Annotated in this window: 12 protein-coding genes, 1 other RNA gene and 1 riboswitch; of the genes, 1 reads left to right on the forward strand and 12 read right to left on the reverse strand. The window is 40.6% G+C overall.

The window, feature by feature from the left end; all coding sequences use genetic code 11:
* The first annotated feature begins 592 nt into the window (after nt 1–592).
* Nucleotides 593–1,447 (forward strand): polysaccharide deacetylase family protein, encoded by an 855-nt coding sequence (locus tag M2369_RS13445; protein WP_259254574.1) that lies wholly within the window; start codon nt 593–595, stop codon nt 1,445–1,447.
* Between the two features lie 65 nt (nt 1,448–1,512).
* On the opposite strand, the gene pbuX is transcribed toward M2369_RS13445, so the two are convergent.
* From pbuX to M2369_RS13505, 12 genes are all read right to left on the reverse strand, one after another.
* Complete coding sequence (gene pbuX, locus M2369_RS13450; protein WP_007500846.1) at nt 1,513–2,832, reverse strand: xanthine permease PbuX; 1,320 nt, start codon at nt 2,830–2,832, stop codon at nt 1,513–1,515.
* Nucleotides 2,829–3,413, reverse strand: coding sequence for a xanthine phosphoribosyltransferase (xpt, locus tag M2369_RS13455; protein WP_072368248.1), 585 nt, complete (start codon nt 3,411–3,413; stop codon nt 2,829–2,831). The genes pbuX and xpt overlap by 4 nt, the downstream gene beginning before the upstream one ends.
* Before the next feature lie 118 nt (nt 3,414–3,531).
* A riboswitch (purine riboswitch) is annotated at nt 3,532–3,631 on the reverse strand.
* Nucleotides 3,632–3,972: 341 nt separating this feature from the next.
* The gene (locus M2369_RS13460) at nt 3,973–5,478 is read right to left on the reverse strand and encodes a carboxypeptidase M32 (RefSeq protein ID WP_259254576.1); all 1,506 of its coding nucleotides are present in this window, start codon (nt 5,476–5,478) and stop codon (nt 3,973–3,975) included.
* A gap of 127 nt (nt 5,479–5,605) precedes the next feature.
* Complete coding sequence (locus M2369_RS13465; protein ID WP_025207526.1) at nt 5,606–7,543, reverse strand: ATP-dependent DNA helicase; 1,938 nt, start codon at nt 7,541–7,543, stop codon at nt 5,606–5,608.
* Nucleotides 7,544–7,619: 76 nt separating this feature from the next.
* Nucleotides 7,620–7,817 carry a hypothetical protein gene (locus M2369_RS13470; protein ID WP_041507043.1) on the reverse strand — a complete coding sequence of 66 codons (198 nt, stop codon included), beginning with the start codon at nt 7,815–7,817 and terminating at the stop codon, nt 7,620–7,622.
* A gap of 105 nt (nt 7,818–7,922) precedes the next feature.
* The gene (locus M2369_RS13475; RefSeq protein ID WP_259254579.1) at nt 7,923–9,077 is read right to left on the reverse strand and encodes a THUMP domain-containing class I SAM-dependent RNA methyltransferase; all 1,155 of its coding nucleotides are present in this window, start codon (nt 9,075–9,077) and stop codon (nt 7,923–7,925) included.
* Nucleotides 9,078–9,185: 108 nt separating this feature from the next.
* An RNA gene (gene rnpB, locus M2369_RS13480) (RNase P RNA component class B) lies at nt 9,186–9,567 on the reverse strand.
* A 60-nt stretch (nt 9,568–9,627) separates the two neighbouring features.
* Nucleotides 9,628–9,933, reverse strand: coding sequence for a cell division regulator GpsB (gene gpsB, locus M2369_RS13485; RefSeq protein ID WP_008344631.1), 306 nt, complete (start codon nt 9,931–9,933; stop codon nt 9,628–9,630).
* Nucleotides 9,934–10,008: 75 nt separating this feature from the next.
* The gene (locus M2369_RS13490; protein ID WP_202394241.1) at nt 10,009–10,551 is read right to left on the reverse strand and encodes an SLOG family protein; all 543 of its coding nucleotides are present in this window, start codon (nt 10,549–10,551) and stop codon (nt 10,009–10,011) included.
* A gap of 49 nt (nt 10,552–10,600) precedes the next feature.
* Nucleotides 10,601–10,837 carry a spore coat protein CotD gene (gene cotD / locus M2369_RS13495; protein ID WP_072368252.1) on the reverse strand — a complete coding sequence of 79 codons (237 nt, stop codon included), beginning with the start codon at nt 10,835–10,837 and terminating at the stop codon, nt 10,601–10,603.
* Nucleotides 10,838–11,151: 314 nt separating this feature from the next.
* Entirely contained in the window at nt 11,152–12,399 is a 1,248-nt protein-coding gene (locus tag M2369_RS13500) for a ribonuclease H-like domain-containing protein (protein WP_203143380.1), read from the reverse strand.
* A gap of 23 nt (nt 12,400–12,422) precedes the next feature.
* Nucleotides 12,423–14,669 (reverse strand): DEAD/DEAH box helicase, encoded by a 2,247-nt coding sequence (locus M2369_RS13505; protein WP_259254582.1) that lies wholly within the window; start codon nt 14,667–14,669, stop codon nt 12,423–12,425.
* Nucleotides 14,670–14,751: the final 82 nt, after the last annotated feature.

A 14,751-nucleotide genomic window follows, 5' to 3' on the forward strand; every position in this document is an offset into this window, starting at 1 on the left:
TAACATAGCTTTATGCAAAAAAACACCTCTCAAATGAGAAGTGCAGACCGTAGACAAACCCCACCTTTACTTCAAGTAAAAGTGCTGTATGAAAGGAATAAGCAAATGACTTTTCACATTCACCTTTTACATAGTAGCCAATCTCTGATTCAGTTGTACTGACTTTGCTTTTTTTGTTTCTTCTTTATTTTGTAGGGTAAGAGCTTTTCTCTATGTATTTCGCGATAGTTAGCCTCTATCTCCAATATCCACATGAGCATCCTTTTCTCAATGAAATCGTCATTTTACAACACTTTCATACGGAATCTCCTTTCACTTCGCATTAATGGTTAAATCTGTTGCTATCTTAGCGTATAAATACCAACTTTTCGATCACTATTCAGAATTATTTCATTTAAACATGAATGGATCACCTTTTTTTCTGATCAACACAAATAAATAACCATAAAATACTAATTTATTTGATGATTATATATGAAAAGGGGTTTTTTTCCTGTATACTTAATCAATATGAACACCATGAAAAACAGTGAAAAAAGACAGAATCTACTACATGATTCGGCACAAAATTTAATTGACTGGAGTGATTGTCATGAAAAAGGTGTCCAAAAAACAAACACCCTACAACACGATATTTCTCTCGAAGATAATTGGTTTAGTGCTTCTTACACTGTTTCTCGTTTTTATCTGGGATATGTCTAAACCCCATTTGCAGGCGACAAATGGGCATGCAACAATTGTTGCTAGCAGTGACTTCCGAGACACAAGTATCAGTCTGAAAGCAAAAGATCATTCTACAAGAACATTGGATCAACAATTTAAGACCAATCCAAACCAACAGGCAACGAATAAAACGGTCTTTTTAACATTTGATGATGGCCCTTCAGCTACATCAAATCAGCTGTTAAATGTCTTAAAAGCACATCAAGTGAAGGCGACATTCTTCATGCTTGGACCGCAAATCCAAGCTCACCAAGCAACTGTGAAAAGACTTTATCAAGAAGGACATCAATTAGGGCTTCATGGCATGACGCATGATATAAACCGCTTTTATCAAAACAGTGAGTCTCCCGCAAATGAAATGAGAGAAGCTCAGCTCATTCTTGCTTCTGTTACAGGCGTTTACACCCGTCTTGTGAGAACACCTTATGGCAGTGTTCCAAATTTAACATATGATCAAAAAGTACGCTTAAACCAATATGGCTTTATTTACTGGGATTGGACGATTGATAGCCTTGACTGGAGATATAAAAACTCACAATATGTTCCAGAGGTATTGAATCAACTGCAAATGTTTGAGAAAAATAAACCATGGGAACCAAAAGTTATTTTAATGCATGATCAACCCTCTACCACGAACTATTTAGATAGCCTGATTACACAACTAAAAGCAAGGGGCTATACATTTGCAGTCATTAACGAAACAATGCCGCCGGTACAACATTAATAGCACTAATCACAACAAGCCCGTATCCAAAGGATGCGGGCTTTCAGCTCTCCAAAGAGAAGTGATTACATAACAGATTGCTTAGGTTCTTCCATTAGCTCCTGCTCTGTTTCTTTTTTAAAAGGAATCATGTGATAAATAATATGAAGCAAAATAGCGGTAAAGCTTCCGGCGACAATTCCGTTACTTGTTAACAATTTAATCGATTCTGGCAAATGCTCAAACATTTGCGGCACAACCGTTACTCCGAGCCCGATGCCAACTGAGCATGCGACAATGAGTAAGTTTTCCTGTTTTGCAAAATCGACGCGTGAGAGCATTTTAATCCCGTACGCAATGACCATGCCAAACATGGCGACCATTGCACCGCCTAGAACGGATTTTGGAATAATTGTTGTAAATGCCGCGATTTTAGGAAAAAGGCCAAATACCATTAATAATACACCTGTCACCACAATGACCTGATTTTTCTTCACACCTGTTAATTGGATCAATCCAACGTTTTGGGAGTAGGCTGTGTATGGAAAAGCGTTGAAGATACCGCCTAATAAGACGGCAATTCCCTCTGCACGATATCCCTTTGCTAAATCCTTCTCTTTTAATGAACGATTCGTTAAATCTCCGAGCGCAAAGTATACACCCGTTGATTCGACTAATGACACAATGGCAACTAATGTCATTGTCATGATTGGTGCAAATTCAAAAGTAGGCAACCCAAAGTAAAAAGGCTCAATGATGCGGAAAACTTGTGCATTCGCCACTTCTGCCGTCTCCACCTTCCCTAAGAAAGCAGCAACTGCTGTCCCAAGTAGAATGCCGATTAAGATGGCAATGGCTTTCATGAATCCCTTTGTAAATCGATAGAGAAGGACAATAATAAACAACACTAGAAAAGCAAGTCCAAGATTCTCAAAAGAACCATAGTCTGCACTTCCTTCACCACCTGCCATATTGTTCATGGCTACCGGAATTAAGGTAATTCCAATGATCGTGACGACGGAACCTGTGACAACGGGCGGGAAGAATTTCACAAGCTTCCCAAAGAAAAATGAAAGAGCAATGACAATACACCCTGCGGCGATAATACTTCCATATATAGATGAAATTCCATATTTAGAGCCAATCGCAATCATAGGAGATACCGCAGTAAATGTACAGCCTAGTACAACAGGCAAACCGATGCCAAAAAAGCGGTTTTTCCATACTTGAAGCAGTGTGGCGGCACCGCACATGAAAATATCTGCCGAAATTAAGTACGTCAGCTGGGCTGGCGTGAGCCCAAGCGCATCTCCAACAATGAGCGGGACAAGAACCGCACCTGCATACATCGCCAGTACATGCTGTATCCCTAGCGAAAGGGTTTTGGCTTTTTTAGCGGCACTCATGATTGTACCTCGCGTACAAACGTGACTTTTCCTTCCTCGAGCGATTCGATACGTGCGAGTGACTCGACTCTATAGCCCATTTGCACAAGCTCTTTTCTTCCAGGCTGGAATGATTTCTCGATAACAATTCCAAAACCAGCTACTTTTGCTTTCGCTTGCTTTGCGATTGCGGCTAGTCCCTTAGCAGCTTCTCCATTTGCTAAAAAGTCGTCGATGATTAACACACAATCATCCTCACCAAGATGCGTGTTAGAGACAGCGATCGTACTTTCTACTTTTTTGGTAAAAGAATACACACTTGCTGTCAAAAGGTTATCCGTTAAAGTCAGTGATTGCCGCTTTCGGGCAAAAACAACTGGCACATGAAGGGCAAGTCCAGCCATGACAGCAGGTGCAATACCAGAAGATTCGATTGTGATAATTTTAGTAATTCCATCATGCTTAAATAATCTAGCAAACTCTTGACCGATCTCATGCATTAACACAGGGTCAATTTGATGATTTAAAAAAGCATCTACCTTTAGCACTTGATTTGACAGAACGATTCCTTCGTTCTCGATCTTTTGACGTAACAATTCCATCATTCTTCCTCCCAGCATATTAGCAACTTTCATTTTTTTGCATAAAAAAAGCATTGCTGTCCATTAAGGAGCAAGCAATGCGAAAACGATCCACGGGATCTTCAGCTCATACAAAAGCTGTTTCATTTTGCTCACTCATAGTCGGACGGTATCGGTGTCCGGTAGAAACTTGCGTGCCTTCATCACGCGATTATATGAGTGTTTCATAGTGTTCAAATTATAACAAGATTTCAGACGCTTGGAAAGCACTTTTCTAGAAAAATACCGAACTTAAATAATCATTAAGCTTTAAACGTTCGTTTTTAGAATATTCAACCAGCAAAAAAGCACCCTTCTGATTAAAGGGTGCCTCAGATTGTTGACAAAGAGCTAAAATGAACTTTATTTTAGCCCTTTGTCTTCTTTTCAGCGTGATAGAAAACCTTTGCAGTCTAGGAAGGGCGAGCACCGGAGCAGAGCGAATTTAACATTCGTGAGCACAGGCGCGCAGACCCTGACAACGAATGCGAGGGTTTGTCTACACGCTGAAGCACCCTTCTGATCAAAGGGTGCCTTTCATTTATGATAAATACAGTTTCGTGTACTTATCTGTTAAATAATCAATTAAGTATTGAACATTTAATTCTTCACCAGTTGCGTCTTGAATGATCTCAGATGGCTTTTTCCGTTTTCCGTGCTTGTGGACATGTTCAGTTAGCCATTCTTTTATCGGTGCAAAAGACCCATTTTGAATCAGTTCATCAAAATTCGGTAAATCTTTGATCATTTGCTGTTTTAATTGCGCCGCGTACATATAACCAAGTGCATATGAAGGGAAATAACCAAAACTACCATCAGACCAGTGAACATCCTGCAAAATACCAAGCGCATCGTTAGGCGGCGTAATGCCAAGATATGCTTTATATTTTTCATTCCATAACGCTGGCAGATCTTCAACGGCTACTTCTTCATTGAAAATGGCTTTTTCAATTTCATAGCGAATAATAATGTGAAGCGGATACGTGAGTTCATCTGCTTCAATTCGAATGTAAGTCGGCTTCGATTCATTCACCGCATGCACAAATTCTTCTAAAGTGACATCTTTAAATTGTTCAGGAGATGCCTCTTGCAGCTTTTGATAATACGTTTTCCAGAAATCTTCATGTCTGCCGATAAAGTTCTCAAAGAAAAGAGACTGTGATTCATGAATACCCATTGATGTCCCGTCACATAAGAGCGTTCCGCTCAGTTCCTCATCAATATTTTGTTCATAAATGGCATGGCCGCATTCGTGAATGGTGCCAAAGATCGCCATGCGAAAATCGTGCTCATCATAACGCGTCGTCACACGTACATCCCCTCTGCTTAATGTCACAGCAAATGGATGAACCGTTGTATCAAGTCGTCCTGCGTCAAAGTCATACCCTAACTCTTTTAAGAAAAAGAGACTCAGCTCTTTTTGTTTGTCGATCGGGAAGCTTTTCGATAAAAACGAAGTATCTGGTTTATTTGGCGAAGCTTCAATTTTTTTCACGAGAGGAACGATGGCGTCTCGGAGTGCACCGAATTTTTGATCGAGTTGTTCAACCGTCATATCCGGCTCATAATTATTGAGCAGCACATCATATGGTGTTTTTTTCACGCCCCAGTACTGAATGAAACGCTTGTTAAAATCAATCAGCTGTTTTAAATAGGGTGCAAAGAGTGAAAAATCTGATTTCTCCCTTGCTTCTACCCAAACATGTTCTGCTTTTGATTGAAGAATGGAGTATTCTTTAAATTCTTCTTTTGGAATTTTACTGTTTTCATCATATTCTTTTTGCGATAATTCGAGTGCCTTCTGCGTGTCTTTTGACAGCTTTTCTTTCTCTTTATTTAATGCATCAAGAAGATCTCTCATTTCATCAGAAGTCTTCATATTAAAGATATCGCTGGATAATTGACCGATGGTTTCTGCTCTGAAATCAGCACTTTTTTTAGGCGCTTGTGTTCGAGAGTCCCAATAAAGTAAATGAAGCGCCTCTGTATAATGGGCGATTTTTCCTAGTAATTGATAAAACGCTTTCTCTTTTGATTCAAGACTCATGCGTTCGTTCCCCCAATCAATAAAATATGTATGTACGTTTCAAGGCTACTTCAATAAATGTTCTTTTGTCAATGAAAAAGGAGGATACGCTGATCGTATCCTCCTCTTATTGAATGGTTTTCTATCATTAAGAGATCACTGGCTTTACTGGAAGAACGGATTCAATTTTACTTTGCAGCTCAATATCTTTCTGACTGCCAAAGTAAATATGAATGCTGCCAGCATCTTGGCTTGTCCGAATCAGTCTCCCAATGCCCTGCCTTAGACGAAGCAGCATGTAGGGAAGATCCACTTCAGTAAATGCATCTTTCGCTTCATTCCGTTTTGCTTCAAATACTGGGTCATGCGGTGGATATGGAAGTCCCCAAATGACCACATTTGTTAGCGACTGTCCTGGAATATCCAGCCCTTCCCACAAGTGAACGGAACATAACACAGATGTTTCATCCGCTTGGAACTTTTGAACAATGGTACTGATCTCCTCGTCTCCTTCAAAATACACATGGAAAGGCAGTGATTCATTTGATGCATCGAGCTGCTTTCTAAATACATGCAGTTCATCAAATGAAGGGAATAAAATAAGAGATCGACCGCCATTTTCTTTTACCTGAGATAGCACGTGCTGACCTTTTACAGCTGACTCTGTCATTGGCTGCTGAATTCCGTGGAAATACATTTGCATTTGCTCCTCATAATCATACGGCGAAGCCACACTCATGGATAAATAATCTTTGATCCCAAGGCTTTCAGCTAAATAATCAAATGATTGATTTTCAGATAACGTAGCAGATGAGAAAATATAAGGGATTTTTTGCGAAAATACCTTTTCACCGAGAACTTCTGCTACCGTTTTTGGCATAACGACAAAGGTGGTATCTAATTCCTGCTTCTCCAGCCAGCTAATGGCATTTTTCTGATAAAGCGACAGAGAATACGCCATCTGCTCAATGTACTCTTCCACAACAGACAATTCGTATTGATCAATTGTGTACATCTCTGATTCAAATACGAGCGCTTCTCCAATCTTCTCAAGCAAATCACATAATTCACTTGCTGAACGCTTTACCTCATCTACACGACCAATTTCAAGACGGTGTGATCCTTTGATTTCTTTGGCATTCGTTTTTAAGAGATAAAAGAACTGATCGTTTGTTGCAAGTGCATCTTCAACAAGCTCTGCAAACTCTTCACGAATATCATTTTGCAAAAGACGCTCCAAAAACGTCTCAAGTGTTGATTGCTTCACTCGGTATGTTAGCGCTTTTTGTGCTGCAAACTCAAGAAGATGTCCTTCATCAAATACAACAGAGCTATGCTCAGGAAGGAGCGGCAGCTGTCCTTCACGTTTACGTGACTCCTTTGTCCATACATGCTCCATGTAAAAGTCATGAGAACAAATGATGAGGTCTGTTGCTTTTCGGTAATGGTCTCTTGATAAATTCAAGCCACAGCGGTGCCGCATGTCGCACGTTAAGCAGTCCTGAAAAGAGTCATAACCAATTCTTGACCACTCATCATTTGTTAATTCTGGATACTCTTTTCGATCACCATACGGATAAAATGTCTGCATCCCATGAGATTCATGAACAAATGAAGGAAGCGATTCATAAATATCGAGCCACTTCTCATCATCTTCACGTTGCATCGTTTTCTCTAGTTTCTTTAAGCATAAATATTGATCATGCGATTTACTTAATCTCGCATCTATTTGAATATCAAGGTGATTGGCAATTTTATAGATATCACCTTCTTGTTTGACCAGCTGTTCAATTAACGTTTCGTCTGCACATGCAATGATCGCAGGTTTCCCTGTATATCTTGCATATGTGACCGCAAATAAAAGATAAACGATTGTTTTGCCTGTGCCTACCCCAGCTTCGGCAAACATCACACTTTTTTCTTTAAAGGCCCTTTCTAACTGAAAAGCCATGAATATTTGTTCATCTCGAAGATCAAAGCCCTTTTCTGGCAAAATGTCATAAAACACATCACCAATCCAGTTGCCCAGTTCTTCGTAAAAATTATGTTCTTTTGTTAATGAAAAAGGCAAACGAGATGCTGTCACCTGCTTCAACCCCCAACTTTTGAATCATTCAGACATTCAATAGTAACATTTATGCTGGGGTATGACAATCTTTTTTTTAAGAGCGCAGGCGATGCTGGTAGCTTTCCTTCATTAAAAATGCGTGCTCTGAATGGTCTATGTAGTTTTGAGCCATTGCTAAGTTCTCGATGGCTGCCGTAAGTTTAGCAGATTGTCCCATTTCAATCCCCTCTATTTCTCGGGCTGTTGAAGCGAGTGCTTTTTGAATTAACTGAAATTGATCATAATGAATCATGAAGACACCTCTTTTTTTAAAATCAAGTTCAGTTTATTCCGTCCCGTGAAGACTTATACCTTTTTAGCATAAAAAATCCACACCTTCTCGTGGTGTGGACATTTGTTACGATTCAGTTGTTTGCTTTCTAGGCCGGCGTTTTCCCCAGTATTGATAATAGTCTGTTTTAATAAATCCATTAAACAGTTTTCTCTTTTTCGTCGCTTTTCTTCCGAAACACTCTTCGAATTTTTCATGTGACGTTAAAATGTAAATGGACCACGTATCTAGGTTTTTCAATGCTTCGCCCATGCCTTGATACATTTTTTCCACAGCTAGCTTATCGCTCAGACGTTCACCGTAAGGCGGATTTCCGACAATCACACCATACTCATCTTTTGTTTGAAAGTCTTTCACTTGCATTTGCTTAAATTGAATCAGTTCACTAAGACCAGCTTCTTCTGCGTTCAGTTTCGCAATCTCTACCATACGATGATCGATATCGCTTGCGATAATGTGAAGCGGCTGATCATAATTCGCCTTTTCTTCTACTTCAAGGCGTGCTTTGTTCCAAACGTCCTCACTGATCCATTCCCATGATTCAGATGCGAACTCACGGTTAAATCCAGGGGCAATGTTTTGTCCAATCATCGCTGCTTCAATAGCAATTGTTCCTGATCCGCAAAAAGGATCGACAAACGGACGGTCAGGTGTCCAGTTCGTTAATAAGACAAGCGCCGCTGCAAGGGTTTCTTTAATCGGAGCGCCCCCTTGATCTGCACGGTATCCACGTTTATGAAGACCCACACCAGACGTATCAAGCGTCAGCAATACTTTATCTTTTAAAAGCGCTACCTCGATTTTGTATTCAGGGCCTGTCTCTTCTAGCCATTCAGACTGTATGTTGTAAGATGATCTAAGTTTTTGCGCAATAGCCTTTTTGACGATGCGCTGACAATCCGGCACACTGGCAAGCTGAGATTTAACAGATTTACCAATGACGGGAAATGTGCTATTTTTCGGTAAAAATGCGGCCCAGTCAATGGCTTTAGTCTGTTCAAAAAGCTCATCAAATGTCCTGGCCGAAAATTCAGCAACTTGGACCTTGATTCGGTCTGCTGTACGCAGCCATAGATTCGCACGGCAGATGGCAAGTGCATCTCCTTGAAAAATGACTTTTCCGTTATCTACAGTGCACTCATACCCAAGGTCTCTTACTTCTTTTGCAACTATCGCTTCAATTCCCATTGGCGCTGTTGCGATGAGTGTATAGGTTTTCATTTGTTTATCACCTGTTTTCTCGTTCTTTTCTTAATCAAGATAAAAGCTCTCCATATGTAGAAATAGGAGAGCTTTGATTTCATCATGTTTATGATAACGGATATAACGTTCTGTAAGCCATGTTTTGTTCCATCGTACTGCAAACGGCAAAAGCCTCGTACTCAGGTGGTAATCATCTATCTACAGAATTCTCTGTCCTTCTCTCCGTTTGGTTCCTTTGAGAAAGTTCCCCTACCAAGTTTGGGTTTCTCGCTCGAGGGGTTTACCGCGTTCCACTCTCACCATTTCTAGTGAGACTTCGTCACTGTGGCACTTTCAAGGATACTTTGCCATATCCTAAAAGGACGTAGGCATTTTTCCTGCCGTCAGCCTTTCCCAGGCTGCCCTGGCTTATTTTTTCGCCAGGCACGAACACTACGGGCATCTCAGCACCGTGCGAGCATGGACTTTCCTCTGCAATGTCAAAGCATTACAGCGATTACCCGAACGTTAATCAACATGCGTTATTATAAACGACAATGTCATCTGACACAAGCTTTTTTGGTATTACTCAATCATAAAGTTTGCTGCCGAAAACGTGTTTCTCAAGATTAGATAGTCTTTTTAAAATATCAAAGTTTGTTGTATTGGACTGTGCAGGCTGTCTTTTCCCTTGCTCAACCGCTTCTTCAAGCTGTTTTGACAAGTGAAGGTTTTCTTGTTGGAGTTTTTCAATTTCTTGATGGAATGTCTCATAGTCTTTAATGACCATATCTAGAAATTTATCGACTTCTTCTTGTTTATACCCTCGGACACCTGTTTTAAATTCTTTTTCTAAAATTTCTTTCGCAGAAAGCTTTACTTTATCAGCAAGCATCTTTTTCACCTCATATCGTGAATTCATAGTATATTTTTTCAGAAATACGTGACGTTGTCAAATTTTCTCTTGCTTTTAGTCAAAAAACGGATCTTCCGCCTCAACCTGTGCTCTTAAATCATCCATTGTGATATACATAATTGGGTAGTCGGTATAGGTTTCAGCTTCTTTGATCATATATTTTGGCGAGCCTTCGTGCTCGGGATCATATAAGACGAGAAGGCCGTCCGTTTTTTCAATAAAAAAGCGGTTCTTTTGTTTAAATTGTGCCGGACTTTCATACGGTCTATGCGTGACACTTTCTACAAAATCAGCTTGTGCAAGAACGCCTTCATACAGCTCTTTATTTTGTTCATTCCAGCGCTCTTCCTGTTCATAAAATGGTGTAATGACAGCAAGTTTTAAATCTGGAAACTCCTCTTGAAGCTCAAAGACCACTTCAGCTGTCCATATTTCTGCCCCTAACTGACCTGAAATGAGCACCCATTCCAGCCCGTCTTCAATGAGTGCCGTCAGCCTTTTCCGAAGTTCCGCTTTTATGTATTGAAGTGCAGGCTCGTCTTGTTTGAAGATCCCAAGCTCAAATGGCTTGTACCCTGTGACAGCAATAATTTTCATTTTTTCACCTGCTTTTAAAAAAAGGGACTTATAAAAGTCCCATTTCACTTTATCTGTTACAGCAAGGTCCACCGCAGTTAAAGTGTTGATGTGTTGCCGGGTCCACCTGAGAAAACGTATGCGGGAAGTAGTGAACATGTTGGAAATTTTGGTGATGAACATTTGTTACATGCTGCGGGTGGATGTGCGGCACAATTGTAGTTGACTCACTGTGCGTACAGCAGTGATTCGTTGGATGTACAATTGGCTGTGTAACATTTGGATTGCAATGATGATGATGGTACATGTAGCATTCCCCTCTCCTTGATTTTCTTACATTAATAATGTATGAATCAAGAGGTGTACATGTACTAATGCATTAACCTATTTTAAAAGTTTGCAAGAAAAACATCTTTATAGTTTGAAAACACAAAAGCGACCAATATGACAACAAGAAAAAACAAGTAGAAAAGACCCTTATACATGCTCTACGCTCCTCATTCAATATCTAACGTTATTTTACAGGATTCGTGACTTTTCTACAATAAAAGTGCTAAACAATTTTTATTTTCGGCCGAGAGCCGAACGTTGTCTTTTTTTGCGCTTTTCCAGGCAATAATTTCATTGCCCAGCTTTTCTTAAGAGCCGCTTTTCTCGCTTGTCAAGTTCCACAATGTCTCGTTCACTTAAAGACGATCGTGATAACAATGTTTGGGTAATGGAAAGGGCTGCTTTTGGATCTTTTTGACGGTGTTCTTCATACTTTGCAAGCTCTACACCCGCTTTTAATCTTAAATGAACATCACTTGATTCAAATAGACGTCTCCATATGCATGCCGCTTCATCCCATTGTTTTAATCGCTTGTACTGTAACGATAGATCATAAGCTGCTTGATCCGCATGCTCAAACGCTGCTCCCGTTAATTCTTGCAGGTGCTTTGTTGCTTCCTGCACATCACGGTGAGCAAGATGCCACTTAGCTAATGCATATTTCTCATCGTCTTCCTTCACCGCATCTTTGGATAAGATTTTTTTAGACAAATGAATGTAGAGACTGATTAACGATAAGACATCAAGTTCATTGTGAGTCAAAATTCCTTCAATCAGTTTCGGGTTTTGTTCCTTTAAAAAGTGAAAATAGATCATTGGTGCGAGGAACCCCGGTGTATCTCCCTCTCGATTGACGTGCAGTTCCTCTTTTTCTACAACCGAAAGAGCCATACGCTCATATTTATGTTTCCACAATCTCCTTGACCCATGCAGAAGGTCAAAATGACCAAATTCAGGTAGAGCAGGTATTTGATCGCGTAATAATGTATGCCTCGTTTTGACTTGAGGCCAATCAAATGATTTTCCATTATATGTCACTAGCGATTCAACATCCACCTCACTAAGAAAGCTTTTGTAAAGTGCCGCTTCATTTCCTGGATTTGTGAGCAAATGTTGCTTTACCACTACTTTATCTGAATAAACTCTCGCATGCCCAAGCAGAAAAATCATATTTCCCGTTCCGCCAGATAGTCCTGTTGTTTCTGTATCGAAGAAAAATAGCTCGTGAGGCTTGTAGCCTTTTGCAGAAAGTGAATGCTGAATCTCACTTTTGTTCCATGCACTCACCATCTCCGGCAGTTCTGCAAATGAATATCGCCCATGCTGATGGTCAAGTGGATAGGTCACTTCCCGAATGAGGCAGAAAGAATCTTCAAAGTAGTAAGGAGCTGCACCTAATTCCCCCCACTCTTTTAGAAATGGAATGTTTTCAGCCGTCACAGTGGGCGTTTGTCCCTCTTTTACTGCCCCACGCTTTTCATCTGATTGATTGTGCGACAGGTGTTTTTTCATTCTGTTTAATTTTCCTTTTAATGACATGAGTAGGTCTTTTCCCCCTTTCCTTAAAATCCTGCCATCAATTGAATGATACTGCTTTTTCCATCGATCTCTTTCATTTCCATGCCAATACAAGATGGACAGCCGTTCTCGCAGCTGCATCGCTCAATCAGCTGAGTGGCTGCACGGGCAATTTCATTAAAGCGAGCCTGCACCTCTTTACTTAAACCGATTCCACCTGGGTAATGATCATATAAAAATACGGTCGGTTTCCCGGTATGGGCTGCCTTTATTTGAGAAATGACATGAATGTCTGAACGGTCACACATGACAAACGCCGGAACAATATGCTGAAGAACATTGGCAATACCGAGCAACAGCTGTTCAAGTGTTTTTTCTTCAAATGTCCGCTCTGCTTCATGTAATTCAAACCAAGCAGCACTCGTATGAATCTCTTCTTCAGGTAAGTGAATCGGGCCGGAACCGATATTTTCACCGGTTGATAATCGAATTTTTTTGAAAATAGTCGGCATTGCATTGACGGTCACATCACCGTAGTGAACAGATACCGTCTCTTTCTCTGTTGTTTTATCAATTTCAAGCACCTTGAGCTGAACTGCTAAATTCGCATCTGTATAATATTCTACATCGACTTGTTTCACATAAGCCTTAAGATGTTCATAATCTAGCTTTTCCACTTGATACTGAACCCCTTCATGTAAATAAATCGCTTCATCGTGAAGTAAAGTCATCGCACTGAATCGATCCATCTCCCCAATAATTCGAACATTCGCTACATCGGATTGATCGACAATGACGACATTTTCCTGACTGGCAGATCTCAGACTGATGCCATGAGCCGGGAACGATTGATCTGACCAATAATAACGGTTCCCGCTGAAATGAAGAACCCCTTCTTCATGTAAGTATTGCAAAATTTCTTCTACTTCCATACCGCCAAACTGTTCATCTTCTCGAAACGGTAGCTCGTAGGACGCACATTTTAGATGATCGACTAGGATGATAAGGTTCTCAGGATTGATTCTTGCCGATTCAGGTGGTCTGTTAAAGAAGTATTCAGGGTGTCTGACAATATATTGGTCAAGTGGCGATGAGCTTGCGACCATGATAATGAGTGCTTCCTCATGACGCCTTCCAGCTCGTCCAGCCTGCTGCCATGTACTCGCTACACTGCCAGGATATCCGGTCATGATACAGACTTTTAGCTGTCCAATATCTACTCCTAATTCTAGTGCGTTTGTGCTGACAACACCGAGAATGTCTCCTTCCCTTAAGCCTTTTTCAATCATGCGCCGCTCTTTCGGCAAATAGCCCCCGCGATAACCACGGATCGATTTAGGACCAATTTCTTTTTTCACTAGTTCTTGAATATGACTTAGGATGACTTCAACTCTTACCCTACTTCTAGCAAAAACAATCGTCTGAATTTTTTCTTTTAAAAATGTTTTAGCGAGCTGATTCACAACAGTGGCCGCACTTTGTCTAATGTTTAATGGCTTATTGACGACTGGCGGGTTGTAAAAGACAAAATTCTTTTTACCGCTAGGTGCTCCGTTGCGTTCAATGAGATGCACCTTGCTTCCGGTCAGCTGCTCTGCAAGCTCTTTCGGATTCGCAATGGTCGCTGATGTACAAATAAAGGTCGGGTCACTTCCGTAAAAAGCACAAATTCGTTTTAGTCTACGAATGACATTGGCGACATGACTGCCAAACACGCCTCGGTATGTATGAAGTTCATCAATGACAATATACTTTAAGTTCTCAAATAAACTGACCCATTTCGTATGATGAGGCAAAATCGCTGAGTGCAGCATATCTGGATTTGTGATGACAATATGTCCTGCCTGTCTGACGCGCTGGCGAATCGCTGGGGAGGTGTCCCCGTCATAGGTTTCACTGTGAATTGGAACATCCATCTCATGAATGATTTCGTTTAATTCACTTTTTTGATCTTGCGCAAGTGCTTTTGTTGGAAATAAATAGAGGGAGCGGCTTGTCTGATCTTCTGCGATCGACTGAAGAACTGGCAGATTGTAACAAAGCGTTTTACCTGAAGCTGTAGGTGTCACAGTCACCACATTCTCACCATCCATCACACGTTCAAAGGCTTCCTTTTGATGAATGTACAGTTCGGTCACACCTCTTTTTTCAAGCGCCACTTTGAGCCTGTCATTGACTCTTTCAGGAATTGGAGAAGTCAGTGCAGGCTTCGCTTCAATTTCATGCCAATGCTCGATATGTTCATCTTTTTTTAAATCTTCTATGAGTTCGTTCATTGTTTTCTTCTTCATCTGGTATCCACCTCTCATTCTAGTGTACCGAATATTTGTTTGCATGACTAGGCGGCAATTTTTTGATGCACCGCTTGTGAGC

Source organism: Bacillus sp. JUb11, from assembly GCF_024807925.1.
In the GTDB taxonomy this organism is placed as follows: Bacteria; Bacillota; Bacilli; order Bacillales; family Bacillaceae; genus Bacillus; species Bacillus altitudinis.